Origin of the sequence: Streptococcus varani (assembly GCF_001375655.1) — a bacterium.
GTDB classification, from domain to species: Bacteria; Bacillota; Bacilli; order Lactobacillales; family Streptococcaceae; genus Streptococcus; species Streptococcus varani.
This window is the reverse complement of sequence record NZ_CTEN01000001.1, coordinates 487755-511811: the sequence shown is the minus strand read 5'-3', so window position 1 is coordinate 511811 and position 24057 is coordinate 487755. Positions and strand designations below refer to the sequence as shown.

Genomic DNA, 24057 nt, shown 5'->3' with positions numbered 1-24057 from the left:
GGGTATTAAAAAACTGAAGTTATTGACTCACTTCAGTTATCTTCATTTTAAAAATCTAGTTGATAAAGTCCCTACTTCACTTGCTCCGCCATCCATTCCCAAGCAGAGACTCCTGTCTCACTTTTGACTTCATTGTTGAAGAATGGCACCCAAACGGAGTGACCACCGAAGTCATATGGTTGCCCTTTGTCATCTTTCAAGCGTCCGCTGGTATCTTGGACATGATCAAAGACAGCTACTTGGAGGTCGGCAGCACCAGCTGCTTTCAAACGATTGACGGTTGGAATTTCGTTAACTTCTGGAAGAACCAATGGATCATCCTTTGAGTAAACAAAGTAGAGCGGTAAATCTTTCAACTTTTGAATAGCCTCATCTGTAACAAAGCGGTCCTCCATGGCCTCGCAGAGAAGCATGTAGCCATCGTATTCTTTGCCATATTCACGGGCCAGAACCATTCCCATATAACCACCGTTTGAAGCTCCTGCAATGATGACTTTCTTAGCCCCAACTTTTTCTTTATAGTCTGTGATTAACTCATGGAGAGACTTGGAATAGAAGGATGTACCATCCGAAATGATCTTCCCTTCAACGAGTTGGTCACTACCAGTCTTATCCATCCAAAAACTTGGAGATTGTGGTACTAGAACATGCGCACCTCCCATGGTTTCTTGAAATTCTTTCTTGCCCAGGTTAGCCGCTTCATTTCCTAACAGAGTAATGTAAGGATCTGTATTTTCCTTACCACCTTCCATGAGTCCGTGAAGCCATACGACAAGAATATCGCTTTTCTCTTCTGGTTCAAAGCTTGCATATTTGTAATCAACCCCATCTGTGGACTTAAAATCAGCGATTTTGAAATTCTCAGCCGAATGGCTCAAGCCTGTCATCTTGGAATCAATGGTCAATTTTTCAACCTTGCTACCGTCAGAGGTTACATCGCTTTTATCAGACAAACTAATTCCCAATTCATATAGTTCAGGATACTGGCTAGAGGGGGATCCTGGTCCTGCCACAAAATAACGGCCATCATTTGGTCCAACAGCCATTTCCAATGTCACATAGGTGCTGTTTTTATCCTCTTTTTTGCCATCTTCATCACTAACATAAGCATCCAAGACTGTGCGGTCAAAGTCAGTTGGAATCAAGCCTTTTTCAGGTTGTTTCCAATCAAATATTTCTCTTTTTTCTGTGATTTTGAAATCGTCCGCTGAGATGGTTTTAGCATCCACTTCTTTGTCTAATTTCAAGGTAATCTTACTGATACTTTCTCCCCAATCATCTCCTTGAAGATAGGCGGTGTAGGTGCCGGATAAATCTACATTTTTTGTTGCAGAATTTGATTGACAAGCAGCCAGAGTTGACAATAAGCATAGAGATGCTCCAAATAAGAGATATTTCTTCATGATAAACCTCACTCCATATTTTCGCCATTTGTGGCGATGACTTTTTGATACTAATAGAAAGAATCCTTGCGGTAGCGTTTGAAGCTACCATTCCCATCACTATCCACATCAACATAGATAAAACCATAGCGTTTATCAATGGTACCTGTGGAGAGAGCCATCAAATCAATGGCACTCCATGGGAGATAACCGATAACATCTACACCTTGATTACTAACATTTTTCAAGGTTTTGATATGTTCTCTAAGGTAGGCAATGCGGTAATCGTCGTGAATTTGTCCATCTACCAACTCATCTTTTGCTCCCAGTCCATTTTCCACAATCATAATTGGCAACTGGTAGCGATCATAAACACGGTGCAAGAAGATTTCCATACCTTTTGGATCAATCTGCCAGCCAAACTCACTTTCGACTAGGTACGGATTGCTCAGTCCAGCTAGAAGATTGCCACTGACTGCCTTAGCATCCGGATCCACTCCGACACAGGATGACATATAGTAAGAACAAGAATAGAAATCAACCGTTCCTTGACTGAGGATATCTGCATCCCCTTCTTCTGTTAGCAGTTCTATCTGATTTTCTGCAAAATATTCTTTAATGTAATAAGGGTAATTCCCTCTAATCATGACATCACTACAAAACATATTTTTAATCAGATTTTCCTTATCCGCCAAACGGACATCTTCTTGATTTGGCGTTAGAGGATAATTGAGCATAGAGGCTATCATACAACCCATTTGGAAATTTGAATTGATGGATTTTGCTAAAAGAACAGCCTTGGCACTCGCTACAAATTGATGATGTAAGCACTGCAAACGCAATTGAAGAGTGTTCTCCTCGGAACGAATCGGACTGAAAACGCCACCAGCCGTCATGATACCAAATGGTACCAACATACAGTTGATTTCATTAAAGGTAATCCAATATCTCACCTTATCCTTGTACCGTTCAAAAATCGTTTGACAATATTTTAAATACAAATCAATCATGCGACGTTTGGACCAACCACCTTGAAGGGCTAATTCAAAGGGTGGTTCATAGTGAGAAATCGTCACAATCGGCTCAATCCCATGTTTCTGTAGAGTATCAAAAACCTTATCATAAAAGGCGAGCCCCGCTTCATTTGGCTCTGCTTCCAAACCAGTTGGATAAATGCGTGTCCAAGCAATAGACATGCGATAGGAATTCAGTCCCATCTCAGCCATGAGAGCAATGTCCTCTTCGAAATGATGGTAAAAATCAACTGCCTGATGAGAAGAGTAATAGTGACCTTCTAAAACGCCACGTGTCTCTTCACGGTGACCAGTTGTTTGAGCTAACACATCGATGACACTGATACCCTTTCCATCTGCATCCCAACCACCTTCAACTTGATTGACAGCTGTAGAAGCTCCCCAAAAAAAATCTTTTTTCATCGTCTTTCCTCTCTGAAAGGTAAAGTAGGAAGCTATCTAGCCTCCTACCTTCCTAGGTATGTTGTTCTTCATCAATTCCAAATGCATATGCCAGAACAAAGGTAATGACAAAGGCTAGGATTGCACAGATTGCTGCGGTGACAAGATTGCTATTTTCGCCAATAAAGATTGGGAGAGATAGCAAACTTGGACTAACAAAACTGTAAGCTGTCAAACCAATCAACCCTGCGATAGAACCTGAAATCAGGGAACCAAGCAACATAGCATAGAATGGTTTCTTAAAGCGAAGGTTTACACCATAGAGGGCAGGTTCTGTAATACCAAGCACTGCGGAAATTGCTGCTGATGCTGCCACACTCTTCGTCGCTTTATTTTTTGCACGAGCTGCAACAGCCGCTGCCGCACCACCTTCAGCAATATTGGCAATGAGGCCTGACGGGATGAGAACCGCATCAAATCCTTGGCTTGCAAACATGGTGATAATCAATGGAATAAGGGCATTGTGCATACCAGTCAAGACCAAGAGTGGGAAGAGGGCAGCATTCAAACCGACTGCAATCCAACCCCAATGGTTCATAAGATTGGCAAAGGCTTGGAAGTAGTCTCCCAAAATACTTCCCAATGGCGCAATCACACTTAGCATAATAGGTGCCACAATCAAGAGGGTCAGCATAGGACGAAGGAAGATCTTGATCATTTTAGGAGAGATTTTATCTGCAAAGGCATCTACATATTTCGCCAAGGCTACTGTCAAGATAACTGGCAAGGCTTGTGCACTATAATTGACAATTTTAACTGGTAGACCTGCTAGGCTTGTGTAAGCTACATTATTTTCTCCTGCCAAACTCATCAAGGTTGGGTGAATCATGATGGCACCGAGTACCATACCAATAAAGACATCCACATTCAAGCGTTTAGCGGCTGTATAACCAACCATAATTGGAAGGAAATAGTAAACACCATCACCAATCATATTGAGCAATTGGTAGGTCGAGTCATCTTTACTTAAAATTTCAAAGGTTGCAAGAAGAGTACAGATAACTTTAATCATCCCGCTTCCAGCAATAACCGGAACTAGAGGTGTAAAGCAGCTGATGAAAATATCCAACGCATTTCCCAGATACCCCCTGATTCCAGTTGGTTTTTCTGGCAGATGGTCTGCTTCAACTTCTCCCTGTAACTTTTTATGGCTGAAAAGTTCTGAAAAAGCTTTGTAAACCCCATCAACTTCTTGTCCGATGATGATTTGATACTGTCCGCTGGCTTGAACAACGCCGATAACACCATCTAGGCCTTCAATCTTAGCTGTATTGGCTTTCGTTTCGTCCTTCAATTTGAGTCGAAGACGGGTTACACAGTGTGTTGCTGATTCAATATTTGCTTCTCCACCAACATATTGTAAAATCTGTTGGCTCAATCTTTTGTAGTCCATAATGGTTCTCCTTTGTTTTTTCTATCTTTATTTTATATAAACTGAGTATTCATTTCTCTTGAATTCTTAAAGAGTAATCCAACAAAAATTAATCACAATCGCACTAAAAGAAAAAAACACCTTAAAAATTTGAATTTATTTTTAAGATGTCTCTCTATTAATAAAGATAAATAATATGGGTATGGCGAATTTCATTTGGTTCCAGTGTCATAGATAAACCTAGACTATTCTCTTCTACCGCAACCTTTGAAACTGTTAAACGTGGAATGGCCTGTTTTCTTAAAAAGTCAATTTCTGATTCTCCTACATTCATGGTGGTATCTAAAAAGACTTGTTCAACCAACTCCTTGACACTTCCGGATTGAGCATTGATGACACGCGTCTTAATCAGGTATTTGCCCGATTTCATTTCTTTCAGCTGATACGTAAACTCTCTTGATTCTTCTTTCTCAAAGTAATCAGCATGCTCGTACTCACTCGAGTCCTCTTCCAAATAATACCGATAATTCAACTGTGAACAATTGTGAGTAAGAATGGTAATATTGTGTCCTGATGCTGTCACCAGTGAATAATCATCTTTCCCTAAAAAGTCCTCTCCATGCCGATTCAAAAAATGGTGGGCATAAAATGTCGGTTTAGCAATACCATGAATGGTGATACAACCCTCATACCCGGATAAGATATTCCCCTTGTGATGATCCAACAGCAAATCAAGCGGAATATTCCAAGCAATGTCTGCTAATTCATCAAAACAAGCCAAGGTTGTGCTAATAGTATTAGCCGCCTTAAAACTTGTATCATTAATCCAAGGCTGCTGTGGAGAATAATCCTTCCATTCCACAATATGAATATGATGGAAATCGGAATCTAAGAAGGCAGATAGCATCTCTAGCTGATTGCGGACATGTTGCTGATCCGTGATTTTCCGAATCACAATCTGATTGCTCGAACGGTAAGCAACATCTTGCCGAACATGAAAGGTCAGTTGTTGAATCCTCGGCACTTTTCCCTTGGAAACCATGCTTTGAAAGAGGCGTAAACTCTCCACATCTCCAAGCACAAATCCAGGCCCAAACAAACTCTCCTCTACCTTGTAACTTGAGAGAATCGAAGTCAGCTCTGCATAGGAGCGTCCATATCGCAAACACTTGTCCTCATCAAAAACCGTCATATAATCCAATTCGAACCGCCACTGACGAACCTTATCGATGCTGTACCGATTGGAAAAGTGAGAGAGGAAGTTCTTTAAAAAAGTTAGGGCATGCTCTTTTTGTTTTACCTGGCGAAAATCAAGGACAAACTGAAACTTCACCCCTTGTTTGACGAAGAAATCCATGATATTTTCTTCCTTATAAAAACCATAGTTTTCTTGAGGAAGAACTGGAGTGTCTAACTTCAAGCGGATGTATTCAAAACTAAGATGAGTCTGAAAGGAGAGCAGTTGCTCCTTTACCTGTTGCGAATCCAGTTGCTCAAAATGACCAATATTGATGATTTTCTTCCAGAATGGCTGCACAATCTTTCGTTGCGAGGTGTCAATAGATAAAGATTGACCCTTGTCGCTTACTTTTTCCTCTTCCTGCCCTTTTAACAAGCGCGATAACTCTTGAAAACTAGGCTGCTGTCTCTTCTGAGACTCGGTACGGATTTGCTTCCGATATTCACTTGGTAAGATTTGGAATTTTTCCTTAAAAGCTCTGTTTAAAGCATTGATATTTGGAAAACCACTTTCCAAGGATACTTGCAACACATTTCTTTGGCTCACATCTAGAAGGTCCTTGGCATAATCCAAACGAATTCTTGTGAGATACTTATAGAAGGTTTCCCCCATCTTCTCTTTGAAAATTTTCGAAAAATACTGAGGTGTCATGTAGAAATCTGCACTCATAGTTGAAAGAGTTAGTTCCTCTTGGAAATGAGATTGGACATAACTTTTTAGTTTATCAGCTAAATTTTCCTCCCCACTACTAAGTCTACTCACTCTAAAATGTTGCATGAGTATCAAACACAAGTCATAAGACCATCGTTTGAATTCAGCTTCCGCCATGGGACTTTCATCCGACCAAGACAATAACAAATGAGTCAATGTTTTTTGCAATAATTGATAGTTACTGTTTAAGCCAGATGTACATCGCATTCAAAAACCACGGATTGATGATGAAACAGCCCTCGAATGGCGTGAGAATTCAGGTAAAATACCGCATAAGAAGGATTTGGAACGTCGCTTTCAAGTAGCAGATCTTCTAATTCATCAACCAGTATCATGTCAAACTGTCCCAAAACACTCCGGTTAACCGTCAGTTTTTTTCCTAGATTATAGACCAAGCGAATAGCTGTTTTAGGTGGCCTTACAAGCCTATCATAAACCTCAATCTCTAACATGGCATCTCCTTTCAGGTTACTTTATCACTATTTTAACATATTTAAACGACCTATCTACCACAAAAAAGGATATTTCCTTATTGAAACATCCTTTCAGTTATGATTAAGACTTAGCATTACGAAATACACTCAACACTAATAACAATTCAATCAATGTTAGAGCAATTAAGAAAACGAGTCCAATTTGAGAACCATTGATAGTCCCTGCCACAAAGTCATATTCTCCGCTATTTTGATAAAGGGAGATGATGGAAGCAACAATTGCTGTTCCCATTGCACCAGCAACTTGTTGGAAAGTCATAATAATAGCATTCCCATCTGGTTGCATCGTTTCTCTTAACTGGTGTAAACCATTGGTCATCAAATTCCCAAAACTTAAACTAATTCCGAGTGTAAAAATAAAATACAAAACTCCAACTAAAATATTCGATAGGTTAGGCACTAGCATCCAATAAACAAGTAAAGAAATTAATAAAATGATACTACCAATTAAAATTGGTTTTTTAGGTCCAAATTTATCAAGTAACTTGCCACCTACCGGTGTCATTAGTGCTCCAAGAGCTGCACCAGGAAATACTACAAAACCTGAAATTTGTGGACTTTCTCCATTCACGATTTGAATATAGTTGGGCAGGATGAAGACCAATCCCATCAGCACCAGTTGAATAATAAAGAAGGATAGGACATGAATGAGAAACTTATGCTCTTTCAATAGTTCTAAACGTAAGAGCGGTGACTCAGTTCTCTTAGATGCTATAATCAGACCAAGCATCCCCAGAAAAGACAAGAAAAAAGCGCCTCCAACTTGCAAGCTTATAAACGATTGACTGCCAACATTGCTAAAGCCAAAGATTAACCCTGTAAACATGATAGCAATCATGAACAAACCAAGCAAATCTAACGTTTCATTCCTAGTTTCACTCTTTTGTTCAATCGTTGATAACCCTAAAACAAAGGCAATCAGCAACACTGGAATTAAGAGAATAAAAATGTAGCGCCACCCCCATTGGGTGATCACAATTCCACCAAAAATTGGGCCAATAGCTGGTGCAATGGCAGGAATCATGGTGCCAACCCCCATCATCATACCTAACTTTGAAACAGGGGTTTGTTCCATAATAATATTAAACATCAACGGTAACGCAATCCCTGTACCTATTCCTTGTACAGCACGGCCTAACAGCAATAGTTCAAAACTATGAGACCAAGATGCAATGATAACTCCAGCTGTAAAGAGCAGAACACTAGCTACAAACAAGATCTTATTCTTAAAACGATGTTTGAGGAATCCTGATATCGGAACAACAATAGATAGTACAAGTAGATAAATTGTTGTCAACCACTGTACCAGCGCTGTGCTGATTTGGAATTCCTGTATGAAAGTAGGAAAGGCAACGTTCATTGCTGTCTCTCCAAGTACCCCACAAAAGGACATGATTCCAGTTGCAACTATGGCACCAATCACTTTCATCGAAATTTTTTCATTTTTCATTTTCTCACCAATCTTATCTAAAACTTATTATTAACCAGTGGTGGATTTGATAACAAACCTCCAGCCCAGCTTATCTTTTACTGAATCAATTGGCTTTAGCCTTGAACAGCAATTATATATTTTTTTGTTGATACATCTTTTTATACATGTCAATCATTTCAACCGCTAAATCCATAAAGGTCATCGCTGTCATCAAATGATCTTGACTGTGAACTCCCAATAATGTCATTTCCGTCTTGCTCCCTCGAGCTTCTTCGGTTAGCATATTGGTTTGAACGTGGTGAGCTTCTATTAAGGATTTTTTAGCCGAAGCCAGCATCGCGTCCGCTTGTTCAAAATCACCATTTTTTGCAAATTGAATCGCTTCAAAGGCATCACTTTTCCCATTTCCTGAGTGCATAATCAGCTCCATAAAGACGAGCATGTTTTCATTTTCCATTTTAAACCCTCAACTTAGTTTGAATAAAAATGAAGTGACTGAAACACAGCCACTTCTACTATCGTTAGTTAGAAATTAGACTGATCGAATCTTTTAATAGCTGTTGGTGTCTTCTCACCTGTTCAATGCTATCAACATTTGTATAGTTCCTTAGGTGCTCTCCGCCCTCATATTCTGAACTTAAATATCCTGAATATCCCGCGGTTTTGAGTGCATCAATGATTTCCGGAATTGCAACCGATGTCTCAACATAGTCATCGTGTACATTATAAAATTTTGCGTGAATATGGATAATATGGTCAATATTATCAATCAAATCTTGAGGATCTGACCAGGAATAAGTGAAGGATGCATTGGCATAATCCAAATCTGCTTTTCCGCCTCCCATGGCTTTAACTGACTCCAATAATTTTGAAAGCCCGTTAGCCTCACGATAGGCCATGTTCGCTTTTCCAAGATTCAAGTCATACTCAATTTTTATAAATCCATCTTCCACACGCTTCTCATACGCTTTATCAACTAAAGCAACACACTCTGGTTTTGCTCCTCTTATTAAAGCCTTATCACGCACAACATCCGGAATACTCTTACAAAAAATGCCTAAATCTGGAATAAAACCAAAGTGTTTTGTTCCGGTACGTTTAATCAAATCTAGGTAACTATCTGCCCAGGTTGAATTGAGAGAAAAGGGAGCATGAACTTCAATGCCAATTTTGACATCTTTTTCTTTTGCATAGGCCAGGCTGCCTTCGATGACTTCAAGCGGAGTTGAAACTAGTGTTCTAAGCACTTTGAAACCTAGGATCGATGCCAAACGAATATCTCGCTTCATCATTTTCACTTGTTCTCTTAACGTTAATGTTCGGTTATCAAATAGTTTATTTTCTAAAAAGGCATCATAACAAACTGGCTTTAGTTGGTACTTTTCTAACCACACTTTCCATTGTTCTTGAAACGACTCCTCATCGATACTATCCGGAAAGCGTTTTATCATTTGCTCTGCCAATAGTTCTACACCTTCAGCACCAGTTTTTGAAACTTCAGCTAAACAAGATTCTAGGTTCAGTTTCCCCTCATAGTATTCATCTTGATAACTGTATAATGAAACACTTCTTTTCATTCTGTCATCTCCTATTCTGATAGATTAAAATCAATTTCACAGATAGACTCTATCTGGAATGGCATATAGGATGGAGCTAGTACTTGTATGACTTTAATGTGGTGTTCACCTAAAGGCAGCCCATCTTCTTTCAATACTGTAACCTTAGCAAATTCCCCAAATTCCCATCTGTAATCTGAATCAATTACTGTCCTCATTTCTTCTAAGGTGAAGGTAGCGTCATTTACGCTAAATAATATATCTTCCCTTTTAATCTGCTGCTCATCAATTGTAATATTTAAATCCCTTACAATTGATAGAGTAATCCCTCTATAATATTGAGCCTTTATTCCAAATTCAAAACCAATCACTCGATTATCTTTAATAGTGTTTTTAAAAGAATTTGGATTGAAAATTTCTCTTCCTGCCATAACTTTTCCTTTCTCTTATAAATAATAGAGGGTGGTTGAAGTATATCTCAACCACCCTTTAAATTATTTAGAAACTAGGGTAATTGCTTGTTGCAAGACTTTTTCACCATTCATTGTTCCATAAGCCGACATGTCAATAACATCAACTGGAATTTTGTCTTCAACAATCTCTTTAACTTGTCTCAGTTTAAAACGAACTTGTGGACCTAATAAAACGACATTCCGACCTTCAACATTTGAAGCAATATCGTCTACTGGTCGGGCATCAACGTCTGCAACCATTCCTTTTCCTTCTGCTGCCTGTTTTATTTTTTCAATCAGAAGACTAGTACTCATACCAGCATTACACACAAGTAAAATATTGATTTTTTCCATGATAAATTCCTCGTTTTCTATGTTTAAGCAACTTCAGAGAGCATCTCTTTCTCATCTTTAAGCTGTTTTGAATCGGCAGCTTTGAAAAACGGGAAATAAATGAGTACTGCGACAACTAAGCAGACTGCTTGAACCAACATTCCTCTCCATCCCCCAACAAGAAAGGCATTCAAGAATGTTGGAGTCGCTGTTGGCAATTGCGTCCCTTTCATTTGCGGAACGATTCCTGATAGGACTGAATAGTATCCGATTAAACCTGTTACTAGAGGTGTGATGACTGTCGGAATAAGGAAGTACATATTTAGACTGACTGGTGCGCCAAAAGTAATCGGTTCATTAATGCCGAAGAAGGTTGTCAAACCGGTGATACGTCCAATGCTCTTGTATTGCTCGCTCTTGGCGAAAAGTAAGAAACAAATCGCTAAACCAAGCACACTTCCTCCACCACCAATTTCCATAAAGACAGAGGTGAATCCCCAGTCGATGATATGTGGCGATTGAAGCCCATTTACAGCAGCATTCATATTTTCCACAGTCATTGTTTGGATGATTGGTCCAAACACACCCAATACCAATGCTTTACCGTGAATACCAAACCACCAGAAGAAACCGATGAGTGAGTATGCAAACAAAATTCCCCAAATAGATCCACCAATTCTTTGAATTGGAACTTGCAATACAGAGTACACGAGCTGGTGAAGACTTCCAAAACTTGTCAATGCAAATAACCATGAGACAATTGCCATAAATGATGCAATTGAGAAGAACGGGATGATCGCCGCAAATGACTGTTCTACAAATTTCGGAACTGACGGTGGCATTTTGATGGTTATATTGTTAACAACAAAGAAACGATACAATTCTGCAACAACTATACCAATAATAATAGCAACCAACATTCCCCTTGGATCAAGGAAATCAAATGAAATAAAGTTGGTCATTGTTGGCGTTCCACGGACTTCCACCTCGAATTTTGATAATGGGGTCAAAATCAAGAATGACACCACCGCTAAAATACCAGGAACTGTTGCATCCATTTTGTAAGACTGTGTTAGCCTCGTAGCCATGAAATAAACAACAATTAATGCCAAAATATTACTTGTAAAAATTCCGGGCAACTGCAACAAACTTTTCAAATTCGTTGCAATCAGAAAATTTTGATACGGCTCAATCGAGATATTCGAAATTAGGTTCAATAATGACCCTGTTAATGTAGCAGGTAGTGTCATTATCATCCCCTTACTAATTGCCTTCAAATATCGATTTTCTGAAAATTTTTCAGCAAATATTTGAACCTTATCCATGTGTCCCATAAAAGACATATTCATTGTCCTCCAAATGAATTATTTTAAAATTTTATTAATGATATTCCCAACACCATGTTGATCGTTGGTATCGGTGATATATCTGGCAACTGATTTGATTTCATCGATGGCATTGCCCATGGCAACTGTATAGCCAAAGGGAGCATCGATCATGGTCATATCATTGAAGCTATCTCCAATAGTCATCACATCCTCAAGGTCAATACCTTTTGAAAGTGCATAGTTTTTAATGGCATTTCCTTTATCAGCTAAAGGATTGGTGATTTCAAGGTTAATGGCAAAAGAGCCCGTTGCATTGACTGTATATTTCAATGGGATTTCTTCTCTGAGTCCAGCGATGAGATTCGTATCATGGTTAAAACAGATAATTTTCCCCACCTCGTGTCCCTGATTGAAGACCTGCTGCACATCTGATATACGATTAAGCTCCTTATATAAGAAATGTTCCTCAACCGTTAGCACCAAATCTGCGACAGCATTATCTGGATAAAAATTGTGAATCTTTGCTGCGATGGCCCATTTGCAAGCTTCCGTTGTTCCAAGAGCAAACGTTCCGCCCGTACTATAAACTTCTACAAATAAGTCACGCGCCAGCAAATCAGTAACAATTTCCGAAACAATGCTATTATCCAAATAGTGTTTTCGAATCACCTCGCCTTGATGGTTTCGCAATTCGCTTCCATTCATGACCAAGTAATTACAGCTAATCCCTGCTTCCTCAACTTGACCTCTAGCGTCTTCAAAACTACGACCTGTTGAAATGATAAACTCCACACCCTTACCCTGTGCATGTTTGATAGCAGCTGCATTTTCTTTTGAGATATGGTGGTCACTGGCAACCAGTGTCCCATCCATATCCGATGCAATGAGTTTAATCATAACCCCACCTCTAACCAATTAGTTTTTTCAACATTTGTTGGTGACGGCTTACTTGTTCAATCGAGTTTACTTCAACATAATCCTGGATGTGACGATTTCCTTCGTATTCACTACTGATATAGCCGTCATAGCCATTTTCTTTCAACATGGTTAAGACATCATAGTAAGGAATGCTTGTTTCTTCCAAATCTTCTGTCACATCATAGAACTTGCCATGGAAGTGAACAATGTAGTCCATATTTTCAATCAAGATTTGTGGATTTGTGAAGACAGTGTGTCGACAAAATTCAGCAAATGCAAGATCTGATTTTGTTGCTTCTGGTTTTTCTTTGACCAATTCAAGCGTTTCAGTTGGATCAAAACCTTGTTCATAGCGATCGGCGATGAAATGGATGATATCAGGTGTTCCACCTTTTGGTGAAGATACCGAAGTCTGGCATGATAGCAAACCATTTCGTTCCACTTTCTTTGATGTAAGCCAAACGTTCTTCGAACCATGGAGTACCAAAAGTAAACGGAGCGTGCACTTCAAGAGCAATGACTACATTCATTTCTTCCGCGTAAGCCAAGCTTTCTTTGATGACTTCTAAAGGTGTTGAAACGAGTGTACGCAAGATTTTGAAACCAAGTCGATTAGCCAATTTCAAATCGCGTTTCATCATATCTACACATTCGCTAGTCGTGAAGATACGGTTGGCAAACAATTTTTGATCCAAGAAGGCATCGTAGGCAATTGGTTCAACATTGTATTTTTTCATCCAACCATGCCACTCTTCTACAAATTCATCGGTGATATTTGGAAATTCTGGCAACATTTGCTCTGGCAAAAATTCAATCCCAGTTGCACCTGTTTCAGAAGCTGCACGGATACAGTCTTCCAAGTTCATTTTCCCTGTATAAAATTCTTCTTGGTAGCTGTACAAAGAAATGCTCCGTTTAATTTGAGTACTCATTGTTTTCTTCCTCTCTTTCCTCTTCCAATACTAAAACTTTTGTATCATCGCCTTCATTATTAAATGGCAAATAAGAGATACGTAGGCTGACAAAGCCATGAACTGTATGTTCTCCTTCTGATAGTCCACCATCTTTTTTTAAAAAAACGGTCAATGGTTCTGTCATAGCCCAACGGTGATGGATAACAGTTGGCAATTCAGACCATTTGAAGACATCTCCTTTCACTTTGAAAAGTTTGTCTTCGTTTGGAACTTCCACTCCATCAACTGTCAAGTCTACCACTTCAACACAACTCATATAGAGTCCACGATAATAAGGAATACGCAATTGTACTTCATAACCAATCGTTTTTCCTTCTTTTGTCACATTCCGAAATCCTTGAGGATTTACTAGATATTTTTCAAACATAACAATTCCTTTCCTATGTTTACCACTATTAAGCAAGCGCTTTCTTTTTCTTGTCTTTTAAAATCCCTTAGAAAAGGGATTTAAGAAAAGTCTTCTCTGAGGATCTAGAGAATTTGGAGGTCAAGTCCCCAGAGGAGATTTCGCTTATTTAAGCAATTCTAATTTCACTTCGTTGCCTGTCTCAGCAGCTTGGTAAATAGCATCCAAGATTTGAGTAACGACAAATGCCTGTTCCGGTTTCACCAATGGCTCGGTACCATTTTGAATAGCTTCCAACCATTGTTTCGCTTCCAAAACTTCAGGGGCATTGGCACCACCTTCAAAGAAGGCAATATTGCCTGCGCCACTGATTTCCTCTTGCATGAGGATGCCATTGCGAGAACGGTTAAAAATTAACTGAGGTTGAGAGTAACTCATACCTGAATTGATGTGCGCACCTGCAAGTGTACCACAAAGCGTTGTAGCCGCTTCCTTAGATTCCAAGATATTTAAGGCCCAAGCTGCTTCCAAGAAGATGGTTGCTCCATTCTTCATCTTGATGTAACCAAAAGCTGAATCTTCTACTTCATAAGTATCTGTATCCCAAGGACCAAAGAGATTTCCTTCTTCTGCACCTGGAAGATTTCCCAATTTGTGGAAAACAGATCCTGTAACACTTTCAGGTTCATAATTGTCCATCATCCAAAGGGTAATGTCCAAAGCATGGGTACCGATATCAATCAATGGACCTCCTCCTTGTTGGGATTTATCAGGGAACACTCCCCATGTTGGAACTGCTTTTCGACGAAGGGCATGGGCTTTGGCAAAGTAGATATCTCCAAGTTCCCCTTTTTCGCACGATTCATGGAGGGCACGAACCTCATCACGGAAACGGTTTTGGTAACCAATTGTAAATTGTTTGCCTGATTTCTTCCAAGCTTCTAACATCTTCTTAGCTTCAAGTGGGCTATGTGACATTGGCTTTTCACACAATACATGTTTGCCAGCTTCAAAGGCTGCAATGGTGATTGGAGCATGACTAACGTTTGGTGTACATACATGAACCACATCGATGCTGTCATCTTTCAAAAGTTCTTTGTAATCTTCATAGTATTTAGCATCTGCTGTACCAAATTTTTCAGCTGCTTCTTTAGCACGCTCTACCTTGATATCACAAAATGCTACTAATTCACATTTGTCTGCTTGACTAGTCAAGGCTGGGAAATGTTTGTTGTTGGCAATACCACCGCAACCAATCACTGCAACTCTAAGTTTTTTACTCATTTTAAAAAATCCTTTCTTTTATTCAAAATCTACTGATTTATGAGTTTTTGCTGACAATCGAATCGCATCTACAACACGCATGAGACGCAAAATTTGTTCTGGTTTAATAACCAGCTCTTCCTGACCGAGGAAGTTTTGATAATAATTTTCAAAGAACATGCCATGATTAACATCAACACTTGGAAGTTCCTTGGTGATAATCCTACCTTCTGGAGCCGGTCCAAATGAGCGTGTCGGACCAGCATGTGTCATGGTGATTTTACCGGGCACATTGGTTAAGAGCTCTGATGTAGTAACGATTTTTCCTTGTGGGAAGAAACCATCACTATAAGCTGTTCCTTTGTTTCCTGCTAGGAACCAATTGTGTTCAAACCAACTTTCCTTATCACTAAGGAAGTAGGTTCCCAACTCAATCTGAGCATTGACACCATTCTCAAAATAAAATTGAAGGTTGAAATAGTCATCTACGTTTTCATTGATCACATTTTCAACATGGGCATAGATTTGTTTGAGTTTAACTGGCACCATATTCAGAATCTGGTCAATCAAGTGCACACCCCAGTCATAGAGCATACCTCCACCAAACTCAGGATAAACATGCCAGTCATGCATATTACCATTGAAGCCATAGAGAGAGCTTTTGATAGTATAAATGTTGCCAAGTTCACCACTCTCGTAGACTTTCTTGGCTACATTGTAGTCTGTATCCCAGCGGCGTTGGTGATGGAAAGTAAAGCGTACTCCCGCTTCCTTGGTAACTTCCAGCATCTTCTCCACTTCTTGGGCATTCATGCCAGCTGGCTTTTCACAGATAATGTCTTTACCCGCACGCGCTGTTTTCTCTACCATTTCTAAGTGAAGATGATTTGGTACTGCAATGATGACAGTATCAATCGCTTCTTCTTTTAGCAATTCATCCGCAGTCAAATACGTTTTATAGGATGCATCCGCGTGCTCCAATTGCATCTTGTTGATATCACAAACTGCTACAACATCTGCATAATCTAAATCTTCCGTAATCATTTTGGCATGAGTTTGTCCCATAAACCCAAAACCGATAATACCAAATTGTAATTTCTTTTCTGTCATGTTTTATTCCTCATGCCAATTCTCTATCGAATTTTTGTTCTGATGATTCAGAAGTTTAGAGCAACCCATAATTGGCTACTCTACCTTCTTGAGATCAATGTTGATGCTACGTCGCTTTCTTATTTTCAGGAGACGGTTAAAACAATCTCCCAGATTGTTTTAATCATCAAACACCACTGCTTGTCCTGTTTCTGCTGATTTGTAGATGGCTTCAAGAATACGTGTTACAACGATGGCTTGTTCTGGTTTTACAAGTGGTTCTTTATCGTTGATAATCGCATCAACCCATTGGCGAGCTTCCACATCACGTTGTTCTTTACTTTCGCCAGCAAAGCCGAAGACACCACCAGCTTGAGAAGGTTGCACTTCTTCCAATTGACCATGTGCTGCACGGTTGAAGACAACATAACCTTGGTCCATAAAGGCTTTACCAAACATTTCAGCACCACCTTCAGTACCACAAAGCGTTACTTGCGCTTCTTTAGGATTGATCATGTTGAGTGCCCAAGCAGCTTCAAGGAAGATCGTTGCACCATTTTTCATTTTAATCAAACCAAAGGCTGAATCTTCTGTTTCAAACGTTTCTGGATTCCAGTTGCCAAACATGTTGCCCATTGGGTTGTCTTTTAATTTTTGATAAGTTGAACCAAGGACCATAGCTGGCTCATAGTTGTCCATGTACCAAAGAGTTAAATCAAGAGCGTGAGTACCGATATCGATAAGTGGTCCGCCACCTTGTTTTGATTTGTCTGGGAATACACCCCAAGTTGGAACACCTTTGCGGCGTACAGCATGGGCTTTTGCAAAGTAGATATCTCCCAATTCCCCATTTTCACATGCCTCTTTTGTAACAAGTGAATCAGCACGGAAACGGTTTTGGTAACCGATGGTCAATTTCTTACCATTACGTTTTGCCGCATCAAGCATTGCTTTGGCTTCTTCGTAGTTGATAGCCATCGGTTTTTCACACATAACATGTTTGCCACCTTCAAGCGAAGCCACTGTGATTTCTGAGTGAGATACGTTCGGTGTCAAAACATGGATCACATCGATATCTGGATTGTTAGCAATATCACGGTAATCTGTTGTGACCAATGCACCTTCTACACCATATTCAGCTGCTGCTTTTACAGCACGCTCTTCAATGATGTCGCAAAAAGCAACCATTTCAAGCTCGTCTGAAAGTTTTGCAAGAGCTGGGAAGTGTTTGCTGTTAGCAATACCACCACAACCAATGATACCAAATCTTAATTTTGTCATGTTACTGACCTCCGTTTTGTTTTCTTATTGTTTATAGTGTTATTATAAAACCTTCCAGAAAAGAAAACTTGTCACTATTCACTTTATTAGATGAGCTTTTTTTAGAATCTCTAGAGTATTTTTTAGAGTTCAAATGAAACATGTACTAATTTGACCAGTACTTTTTTATTCTCTATTGGAATTTCAGCACTCTTATGAATATATATAGAAATTAATTCATCCATTTCGCAAAAAAACACTCCATTTATAGAGTGTCCTTCAATTTTTTGTCTGTATTCTTTTATAAAATCGCTTCAGCAATCAATCGGTCAAACTTGCGGATATCTACGCCCTTTTTCAGATTAACCTTAATATGACCTGCCTTGGTCCAGAGTTCTACTTCGGCATTAAAATCCAGGAAACTTCCTGCATTTTCAGTTGACCACATTACAATCGAGCTATATGGTAAGGTATAAATTTCTACTTTTTTCCCTGTTAACCCTTGAGCATCTCTGACAATCAAGCGCTTATTTGTAAAAATAGCACTATCACGGATCGTCGCATAAGCTGCCTTTGCTTCTTCACCAGGTAACAAGAGGGAGGCAACGTCATTTGGAATCGGACATTCCTTGATGAAGGTCCATGTTAGGGGGGCTAGTTCTGCCATTTGCTTTTTCTCCTTGTTTTTTAAACTTAACTTTATTTTATCATTCTTAAGGGACCGCTTCAATAGTAAAAAGAAACCCCACTCATTCGAGTGGAGTTAACTGATAACGCTTATCACTAGTAAGATGAAGAAAAGCATTGACTGTATCATTTTTCTCCATCCACTAGAGCCACAAATTAGCAGAGGGGAATCCGCTTATCTGTAGTTTGGTACCTAATATTATTTACGACGGCCTGGTTGTTTTTCATAACCATGGTAGGCATCGGCAAGGATTTCTTCCATGTCCGCTACCATTGGCAGGCGTGGGTTAGCTGGTGAACATTGATCTTCGTATGCAAGAAGGGCAATTTCATGCAAGCTGTCTTTCCAAGTTTGCTCATCAATTCCTTGGTCTTTAAAGTTCATTTTGATACCAACTTTAACACCTAATTCGTAAACAGCTTTAGCGTAAGCTTCTACTGCTTCTTCTGGTGTGGAGCATGGCAAGCCAAGCATGCGAGCGATGTCTTGGAACTTCTCGTCTGCTTTCCAGTAGTTGTACTTAGGCCATGTAGTTGTCTTAGATGGACGAGTACCGTTGTAACGGATAACATATGGAAGCAAGATAGCGTTTGTACGTCCATGAACTGTGTGGTGTACCCCACCAATCTTATGGGCCATTGAGTGGCTCATACCGAGGAAGGCATTGGCAAAGGCCATACCAGCCATTGTAGAAGCATTGTGGATTTTTTCACGTGCTTCTGGGTCACCTGTCAAGACTGATTTTTCCAAGTATTGGAAGACCAATTTGATGGTTTGAAGGGCAATACCGTCAGTGTAGTCGTTGGCAAAGTTAGATGTATAGGCTTCTGTTGCGTGAGTCAATACGTCCATACCAGTATCTGCTGCGATGAAGGCTGGAACTGATTCTACCAAGGCTGGGTCAACAATAGCGATGGTTGGTGTCAATGAGTAGTCAGCCAATGGGTATTTGCGGTTGTTTTTCTTATCAGAGATTACGGCAAATGGAGTTACTTCAGAACCTGTACCAGATGTTGTTGGAATACCGATGTACTTCGCTTTTTGGCCAAGTGCAGGGAATTTGAAGGCACGTTTACGGATATCCATGAATTTTTGAACAAGGTCACGGAAGTCGATTTCTGGTTGTTCGTAGAAGAGCCACATTACTTTCGCAGCATCCATTGGTGAACCACCACCCAGTGCGATAATGGTATCTGGCTCAAAAGCACGCATCACTTCGGCACCGCGTTCAACAGTTGTGATGTCTGGATCGGGTTCAACATCTGAGAAGACTTGAACAGTCACTCGGTTAGAACGAGCGTTCAATTGGTCGATCACACGTTGTACAAAACCAAGGCGTTCGATAGATTTGTCAGTAACGATCATAACGCGCTCAAGGCCTTCTGCTGTTTGAAGGTATTGGATAGAGTTGCGTTCGAAGTAGATTTTTGAAGGAACTTTAAACCATTGCATATTATTTCTACGTTTCCCTACTTTCTTGATGTTAAGAAGGTTGATAGCAGATACGTTATCACCAACTGAGTTGCGTCCATATGAACCACATCCAAGTGTCAATGATGGGATGAATGCGTTGTAAACGTCCCCAATACCACCGAAAGTAGATGGTGAGTTCCAGATGATACGCATGGCTTTCATTTCTGTACCGAAACGTCTTGCCAATTCTTCATCTTTTGTATGGATAGCTGCTGAGTGACCAAGGCCGTTGAACTCAACCATTTGGCGAGCTTTTGTAAGACCATCTTCCACATCATCCGCTTTCAATACAGCGATAACTGGAGAGAGTTTTTCACGAGTCAATGGCTCATTTGGTCCAACTTCAGCACATTCTGCAGCTAAGATGTTGGTTCCTTCTGAAACTTTGAAGCCAGCTTGTTCTGCAATCCATGCTGCTGGTTTCCCAACGATATCAGCGTTCAATTTTGCACCAGCACAATCTTTGCTGTTGGCTTTTACGCCAAAGCAGAATTCTTCAAGGAGAGCTTTTTCTTTTTTATTTACGAAGTAAGTTTTGTATGATTTAAATTCTTCAACAAATTCTTTGTAGATTTCTTTGTCAATGATAACTGCTTGTTCAGAGGCACAGACCATACCGTTATCGAATGATTTAGACATCACGATATCGTGAGCTGCTTGGCGGATGTCAGCTGATTTTTCAATGTAAGCAGGAACGTTACCAGCACCCACACCAAGAGCAGGTTTCCCGCATGAGTAAGCTGCACGAACCATAGCATTACCACCTGTTGCGAGAATAGTAGAGATGCCATCATGGTTCATCAGAGCGTTGGTCGCTGCGATAGATGGTTCAGAAATCCATTGGACACAATTTTCAGGTGCTCCAGCTTTTACTGCTGCTTCATATACGATACGTGCTGCATGAGCTGAAGACTCTTGAGCGGATGGGTGGAAACCAAATACGATTGGATTACGAGTTTTCAAAGAAATTAAAGCCTTGAAGATTGCAGTTGAGGTTGGGTTTGTTGTTGGAGTAACCCCACAAATGACACCAACTGGCTCAGCAATTTTTGTTAAACCTGTGATGGGATCATCTTCAATAACACCAACCGTTTTGACACCACGCATGTTGTTGACAACGTGTTCACAAGCGAAAAGGTTTTTTGTGGCTTTGTCTTCGAAGACACCACGGCCAGTTTCTTCAACAGCATGAGCTGCCAAGATACCGTGTGCATCCAAGGCTGCAACAGAAGCTTTTGCTACGATATAATCAACTTGTTCTTGATTGAGTTTGCGGAATTCATCAAGGGCAACCAGTCCCTTTTCCACCAATTCATTAACGTGAGCTTGTGCAGCTGCTACTTTTTCTTCAGGTGATAGTTGTTTATCAGCCATTCGATTTTTCCTCCAAAAATTTGATTTCCTGTCAACAATCTTTTTGTTAACTTTTTCACAATCCTATTCTACCTTATTTTCTTTTCTTTGTAAAGAGCTTGTTAAAAGATTCACAATATTTTTTTGATATATTGTGAAGATATTTATAAAAAGCCTTTCCCATGCGATTTTTAATCACACATTGTGATTTTTTTCTCAAAGTTTTTTTCTTTCACAAATTAAAAATAGAGCCAGAGACAACTTGCGAGGGTTTTCATTTATTTTTGCATATTTTTATTGAAAAATAAAACACACCAGGATTATCCCTGATATGTCAAATAAAATTTCCAAAAAAGGATGCCTGCCAGAGTCAAGGCAGAACCAAGCCCCGTATAAAAGAAAGCGATAAAAGAAATTGGCGCCAATCCCGAAGTCCTCAACCAGATGCCTCCTCCCATCATAAAGGCCATAATCAAATAAGATTTGAGGTCAAAGAAATCCCAGAAGGGTCTTTTCCTTTCTTTATAGGATAGAATTCTTTTTTGGTGCTTCCATGCCATCTTATAAAAGAGAGCCGCAAAAGCGAGGAAAATAAGGATACTTAGCAGTGTGTTAATGAGAGAAATATTTCCCAAATGAATATAAGCTTGAATGCCCATTTTTATGACATTGAAACCAGCAATCAGCCAAACGCTCCCAGCCACTGCTAGAAGCGTTCTTTTCCTAAGCCTAAGATTTTTCATAAAGAAAACCTAATCCTTTACCACTTTTTTGAGGGCAAGAAGGAGACTTATGATCTCAATTGCAACTAAAATATGAGAAATACCTGCCACACCAGAGATAGACGCATTGAGCCCTCTCGAAAGGTCCATATCTAAAACCTGTGTCACTCCACGCACCGTCATGGTCAAGGCTACCAGAGGTAATCCAATATTATGAACCCTCATGAAGAGACGGAAGCTTTTCTGGTCTTCTAAATCATGGTTTTGAGCAAAGAGAGCGACAATTATGAAGAGAAAGAATCCGAGCATGAAGAGATGTGTATGAACTTTCCCAAGACTTGTGACACCCGTAAACCCATTTAGCTTCGTAAATTCTCGGAAAAAGACACCAGAAACCAGGGCAACAATGGCATAGATGAGGGATAGATTGATATATTTTTTCTTCTTCTAAGCATTAATTGGGGAAACCCCTTTTTTATTAGTATAACATAAATTGATTATTTTCCAATTTTCATTGCCTTATAGCCAATCCAGACTGTCCAAACATAGGCACAGGTTTTTGGGATCACCAGTACCCCAATCATTGGAATGGTATCCGCAAAACGAACAACTGGAATATAAAAGCCAAAACTAAGGACAATGGTCAGCCAAAGATTCCGAAAGGCTGTATCCTCGCTCTTTTTAGCGAATTGATAGAAAAGGACTGTAACCAAAAGACCGAGTATAGCAAAGGGAATATTGCGATAGATCCCCCAGGATAGCGGTGGAGTTGCACTAATCCATTGATTTTGTGGCATGAGACAGAGGATCATACGGGTAGTCGCTAAAATCCAGACCCATTTGGTCAAGCCCTGTCGCCCCATAACTTGATAGCGTTCTCGCCAAACATAGCAAAGAATCACGTAGAAAAACGTCATGGTGATAGAGGTAATTAGTTTGCCTATACCTAAAGCAGCTGTATAATCTGCTAGTCCTGTTGTAGAGAGAGCTACTGCTCTTGGAACCAGGTGAAAAGCATCTCCAAATCCCAAGATAAGTGCCATAAAACCATACAGGGCATATTGCCTACGGCCACCATGTTCTTTTAACATTTTAAAACCAAGAAAGGTAACTGTGGACAAATAAATCATATCAAAAAGGGTTTCAACTATTGCTTGCATGATATATTCTTCTACCCGTGGTGCTAGTTAAATTCAAAATAACTTAAATTATAGGCAAGCACGATTTGTTCCAGTCTTAACTGTAATCCAGTTAGCCCTCTTGCCAATGTGTGTTCTATATCGAATAGTCTGGCCAGCTCAGAAAATCGTGTTTCAATGGTTCGTCTCATCGCCATCAATTTCCAATGATTATGTCGCCTAGCTCCAACCATGTTTTGACGTAAGGGCGTCCATAAGACATACCCTTCTTGCGCCAAATCGGCTTTAAGCTCATGGCTTAAGTAGCCTAAGTCAGCTAGAATAACAGACTGTTGGCATCCTGATATCAAGTCATGAACAGCTCTAATATCATGAACAGAGGCAGCAGTCACAACATAGTTTAGAATGTAGCCGGATAAGGTTACTAACATATGGACCTTAAAGCCATAAAACCATAGATGTTTAGAAGCATTGTAGCCGATATCTGCCTTGCCTTTAAAAATACTTGCTCTGTGATTGCGGACAGGTTGGCAAAGTAGCATTGAGAAGCTATCTATGATAGCAATGTCATCGGGATTAATCCTATCATTCATAGCTTTTCGGATAAGTTGGATTAACCAAATTAACTGTCTCGACCGTCTATTAAATCGACTTCTTTCTAGTAATCTACCACAAGGAAAGAGGCGACAAATTTTGTAAAAATGTCTTTGCGAGGTGATACCTAGCTCAGCTTGCAGTAAGAGCAAAACTAAGAGCGACACATCAGAAACCTTTGCCAATCCAACATTGCGCCGATGTTTAAAGGAGTCTGGACAATAGTTTTGATAAAAGTGATGGCAAATTTGTGATAATTGGTGTAAACTCCATTGCAAATGATGAGATTTAGCAGTATACTTTAAGTGGCTCATTTGGATTACCTCCTGTATGTTTCGTCACTTACAGTTTAGACCAAATGAGCTTTTTTTGCATACTATAAAATTAACTAGCACCACGGGTATTCTTCTTTCTTTTTTAATGTGATAGAGTAAAAGACTATGTAAAAACAGAAATTTTTTCA

24 protein-coding genes are annotated in these 24057 nt (G+C 39.7%); all 24 read right to left on the bottom strand.

The window, feature by feature from the left end; all coding sequences use genetic code 11:
* Positions 1 to 71 precede the first annotated feature (71 nt).
* Positions 72 to 1403 carry an alpha/beta hydrolase gene (locus BN1356_RS02600; RefSeq protein ID WP_093649862.1) on the bottom strand — a complete coding sequence of 444 codons (1332 nt, stop codon included), beginning with the start codon at positions 1401 to 1403 and terminating at the stop codon, positions 72 to 74.
* Positions 1404 to 1453: 50 nt separating this feature from the next.
* The gene (locus BN1356_RS02595) at positions 1454 to 2818 is read right to left on the bottom strand and encodes a glycoside hydrolase family 1 protein (protein ID WP_093649861.1); all 1365 of its coding nucleotides are present in this window, start codon (positions 2816 to 2818) and stop codon (positions 1454 to 1456) included.
* Between the two features lie 52 nt (positions 2819 to 2870).
* Positions 2871 to 4250, bottom strand: a complete 1380-nt coding sequence (locus BN1356_RS02590; protein WP_093649860.1) for a PTS transporter subunit EIIC — start codon at positions 4248 to 4250, stop codon at positions 2871 to 2873.
* A gap of 157 nt (positions 4251 to 4407) precedes the next feature.
* Positions 4408 to 6297 (bottom strand): helix-turn-helix domain-containing protein, encoded by a 1890-nt coding sequence (locus BN1356_RS02585; RefSeq protein ID WP_176694203.1) that lies wholly within the window; start codon positions 6295 to 6297, stop codon positions 4408 to 4410.
* Positions 6298 to 6365: 68 nt separating this feature from the next.
* Positions 6366 to 6632, bottom strand: coding sequence for a hypothetical protein (locus BN1356_RS02580; protein WP_093649858.1), 267 nt, complete (start codon positions 6630 to 6632; stop codon positions 6366 to 6368).
* 103 nt (positions 6633 to 6735) lie between these two features.
* The gene (locus tag BN1356_RS02575) at positions 6736 to 8124 is read right to left on the bottom strand and encodes a DHA2 family efflux MFS transporter permease subunit (RefSeq protein ID WP_093649857.1); all 1389 of its coding nucleotides are present in this window, start codon (positions 8122 to 8124) and stop codon (positions 6736 to 6738) included.
* Positions 8125 to 8236: 112 nt separating this feature from the next.
* Positions 8237 to 8563, bottom strand: a complete 327-nt coding sequence (locus tag BN1356_RS02570; protein WP_093649856.1) for a PTS lactose/cellobiose transporter subunit IIA — start codon at positions 8561 to 8563, stop codon at positions 8237 to 8239.
* A gap of 64 nt (positions 8564 to 8627) precedes the next feature.
* Positions 8628 to 9683, bottom strand: coding sequence for a sugar phosphate isomerase/epimerase family protein (locus tag BN1356_RS02565; RefSeq protein ID WP_093649855.1), 1056 nt, complete (start codon positions 9681 to 9683; stop codon positions 8628 to 8630).
* Positions 9684 to 9694: 11 nt separating this feature from the next.
* Entirely contained in the window at positions 9695 to 10093 is a 399-nt protein-coding gene (locus BN1356_RS02560) for a C-glycoside deglycosidase beta subunit domain-containing protein (protein ID WP_093649854.1), read from the bottom strand.
* Between the two features lie 63 nt (positions 10094 to 10156).
* A complete protein-coding gene (locus BN1356_RS02555) occupies positions 10157 to 10468 on the bottom strand; it encodes a PTS sugar transporter subunit IIB (RefSeq protein ID WP_093649853.1) in 312 nt (103 codons plus the stop codon).
* 23 nt (positions 10469 to 10491) lie between these two features.
* Positions 10492 to 11790, bottom strand: coding sequence for a PTS sugar transporter subunit IIC (locus BN1356_RS02550; protein WP_093649852.1), 1299 nt, complete (start codon positions 11788 to 11790; stop codon positions 10492 to 10494).
* A 21-nt stretch (positions 11791 to 11811) separates the two neighbouring features.
* Positions 11812 to 12672: a Cof-type HAD-IIB family hydrolase gene (locus BN1356_RS02545; protein ID WP_093649851.1), complete on the bottom strand. Its 861-nt coding sequence runs from the start codon at positions 12670 to 12672 to the stop codon at positions 11812 to 11814.
* A 10-nt stretch (positions 12673 to 12682) separates the two neighbouring features.
* Entirely contained in the window at positions 12683 to 13120 is a 438-nt protein-coding gene (locus BN1356_RS12810) for a hypothetical protein (protein WP_245620279.1), read from the bottom strand.
* Complete coding sequence (locus BN1356_RS12805) at positions 13071 to 13625, bottom strand: sugar phosphate isomerase/epimerase family protein (protein ID WP_245620278.1); 555 nt, start codon at positions 13623 to 13625, stop codon at positions 13071 to 13073. Before BN1356_RS12805 ends, BN1356_RS12810 begins: the two co-directional genes overlap by 50 nt.
* A complete protein-coding gene (locus BN1356_RS02535; RefSeq protein ID WP_093649850.1) occupies positions 13609 to 14034 on the bottom strand; it encodes a C-glycoside deglycosidase beta subunit domain-containing protein in 426 nt (141 codons plus the stop codon). Before BN1356_RS02535 ends, BN1356_RS12805 begins: the two co-directional genes overlap by 17 nt.
* A gap of 144 nt (positions 14035 to 14178) precedes the next feature.
* Positions 14179 to 15297, bottom strand: a complete 1119-nt coding sequence (locus tag BN1356_RS02530; protein WP_093649849.1) for a Gfo/Idh/MocA family protein — start codon at positions 15295 to 15297, stop codon at positions 14179 to 14181.
* An 18-nt stretch (positions 15298 to 15315) separates the two neighbouring features.
* Positions 15316 to 16386, bottom strand: coding sequence for a Gfo/Idh/MocA family protein (locus BN1356_RS02525; protein WP_093649848.1), 1071 nt, complete (start codon positions 16384 to 16386; stop codon positions 15316 to 15318).
* A gap of 159 nt (positions 16387 to 16545) precedes the next feature.
* Entirely contained in the window at positions 16546 to 17646 is a 1101-nt protein-coding gene (locus tag BN1356_RS02520) for a Gfo/Idh/MocA family protein (protein WP_093649847.1), read from the bottom strand.
* Positions 17647 to 17926: 280 nt separating this feature from the next.
* Positions 17927 to 18292 carry a PH domain-containing protein gene (locus BN1356_RS02515; RefSeq protein WP_093649846.1) on the bottom strand — a complete coding sequence of 122 codons (366 nt, stop codon included), beginning with the start codon at positions 18290 to 18292 and terminating at the stop codon, positions 17927 to 17929.
* A 219-nt stretch (positions 18293 to 18511) separates the two neighbouring features.
* Positions 18512 to 21160, bottom strand: a complete 2649-nt coding sequence (adhE, locus tag BN1356_RS02510; RefSeq protein WP_093649845.1) for a bifunctional acetaldehyde-CoA/alcohol dehydrogenase — start codon at positions 21158 to 21160, stop codon at positions 18512 to 18514.
* A 299-nt stretch (positions 21161 to 21459) separates the two neighbouring features.
* The gene (locus BN1356_RS02505; RefSeq protein WP_093649844.1) at positions 21460 to 21882 is read right to left on the bottom strand and encodes a hypothetical protein; all 423 of its coding nucleotides are present in this window, start codon (positions 21880 to 21882) and stop codon (positions 21460 to 21462) included.
* A gap of 9 nt (positions 21883 to 21891) precedes the next feature.
* Entirely contained in the window at positions 21892 to 22293 is a 402-nt protein-coding gene (locus BN1356_RS02500; RefSeq protein WP_093649843.1) for a DUF2871 domain-containing protein, read from the bottom strand.
* Between the two features lie 65 nt (positions 22294 to 22358).
* Entirely contained in the window at positions 22359 to 23021 is a 663-nt protein-coding gene (locus BN1356_RS02495) for a hypothetical protein (RefSeq protein ID WP_093649842.1), read from the bottom strand.
* Between the two features lie 23 nt (positions 23022 to 23044).
* Positions 23045 to 23908 (bottom strand): IS982 family transposase, encoded by an 864-nt coding sequence (locus BN1356_RS02490; RefSeq protein ID WP_093649841.1) that lies wholly within the window; start codon positions 23906 to 23908, stop codon positions 23045 to 23047.
* Positions 23909 to 24057 lie beyond the last annotated feature (149 nt).

What these genes read in the sequence shown, in the direction of transcription:
- BN1356_RS02600 (WP_093649862.1), bottom strand. Translation starts at nt 1,403, where the DNA reads ATGAAGAAATATCTCTTATTTGGAGCATCTCTATGCTTATTGTCAACT.
- BN1356_RS02595 (WP_093649861.1), bottom strand. Translation starts at nt 2,818, where the DNA reads ATGAAAAAAGATTTTTTTTGGGGAGCTTCTACAGCTGTCAATCAAGTT.
- BN1356_RS02590 (WP_093649860.1), bottom strand. Translation starts at nt 4,250, where the DNA reads ATGGACTACAAAAGATTGAGCCAACAGATTTTACAATATGTTGGTGGA.
- BN1356_RS02585 (WP_176694203.1), bottom strand. Translation starts at nt 6,297, where the DNA reads ATGGCGGAAGCTGAATTCAAACGATGGTCTTATGACTTGTGTTTGATA.
- BN1356_RS02580 (WP_093649858.1), bottom strand. Translation starts at nt 6,632, where the DNA reads ATGTTAGAGATTGAGGTTTATGATAGGCTTGTAAGGCCACCTAAAACA.
- BN1356_RS02575 (WP_093649857.1), bottom strand. Translation starts at nt 8,124, where the DNA reads ATGAAAAATGAAAAAATTTCGATGAAAGTGATTGGTGCCATAGTTGCA.
- BN1356_RS02570 (WP_093649856.1), bottom strand. Translation starts at nt 8,563, where the DNA reads ATGGAAAATGAAAACATGCTCGTCTTTATGGAGCTGATTATGCACTCA.
- BN1356_RS02565 (WP_093649855.1), bottom strand. Translation starts at nt 9,683, where the DNA reads ATGAAAAGAAGTGTTTCATTATACAGTTATCAAGATGAATACTATGAG.
- BN1356_RS02560 (WP_093649854.1), bottom strand. Translation starts at nt 10,093, where the DNA reads ATGGCAGGAAGAGAAATTTTCAATCCAAATTCTTTTAAAAACACTATT.
- BN1356_RS02555 (WP_093649853.1), bottom strand. Translation starts at nt 10,468, where the DNA reads ATGGAAAAAATCAATATTTTACTTGTGTGTAATGCTGGTATGAGTACT.
- BN1356_RS02550 (WP_093649852.1), bottom strand. Translation starts at nt 11,790, where the DNA reads ATGTCTTTTATGGGACACATGGATAAGGTTCAAATATTTGCTGAAAAA.
- BN1356_RS02545 (WP_093649851.1), bottom strand. Translation starts at nt 12,672, where the DNA reads ATGATTAAACTCATTGCATCGGATATGGATGGGACACTGGTTGCCAGT.
- BN1356_RS12805 (WP_245620278.1), bottom strand. Translation starts at nt 13,625, where the DNA reads ATGAGTACTCAAATTAAACGGAGCATTTCTTTGTACAGCTACCAAGAA.
- BN1356_RS02535 (WP_093649850.1), bottom strand. Translation starts at nt 14,034, where the DNA reads ATGTTTGAAAAATATCTAGTAAATCCTCAAGGATTTCGGAATGTGACA.
- BN1356_RS02530 (WP_093649849.1), bottom strand. Translation starts at nt 15,297, where the DNA reads ATGAGTAAAAAACTTAGAGTTGCAGTGATTGGTTGCGGTGGTATTGCC.
- BN1356_RS02525 (WP_093649848.1), bottom strand. Translation starts at nt 16,386, where the DNA reads ATGACAGAAAAGAAATTACAATTTGGTATTATCGGTTTTGGGTTTATG.
- BN1356_RS02520 (WP_093649847.1), bottom strand. Translation starts at nt 17,646, where the DNA reads ATGACAAAATTAAGATTTGGTATCATTGGTTGTGGTGGTATTGCTAAC.
- BN1356_RS02515 (WP_093649846.1), bottom strand. Translation starts at nt 18,292, where the DNA reads ATGGCAGAACTAGCCCCCCTAACATGGACCTTCATCAAGGAATGTCCG.
- adhE (WP_093649845.1), bottom strand. Translation starts at nt 21,160, where the DNA reads ATGGCTGATAAACAACTATCACCTGAAGAAAAAGTAGCAGCTGCACAA.
- BN1356_RS02505 (WP_093649844.1), bottom strand. Translation starts at nt 21,882, where the DNA reads ATGAAAAATCTTAGGCTTAGGAAAAGAACGCTTCTAGCAGTGGCTGGG.
- BN1356_RS02495 (WP_093649842.1), bottom strand. Translation starts at nt 23,021, where the DNA reads ATGCAAGCAATAGTTGAAACCCTTTTTGATATGATTTATTTGTCCACA.
- BN1356_RS02490 (WP_093649841.1), bottom strand. Translation starts at nt 23,908, where the DNA reads ATGAGCCACTTAAAGTATACTGCTAAATCTCATCATTTGCAATGGAGT.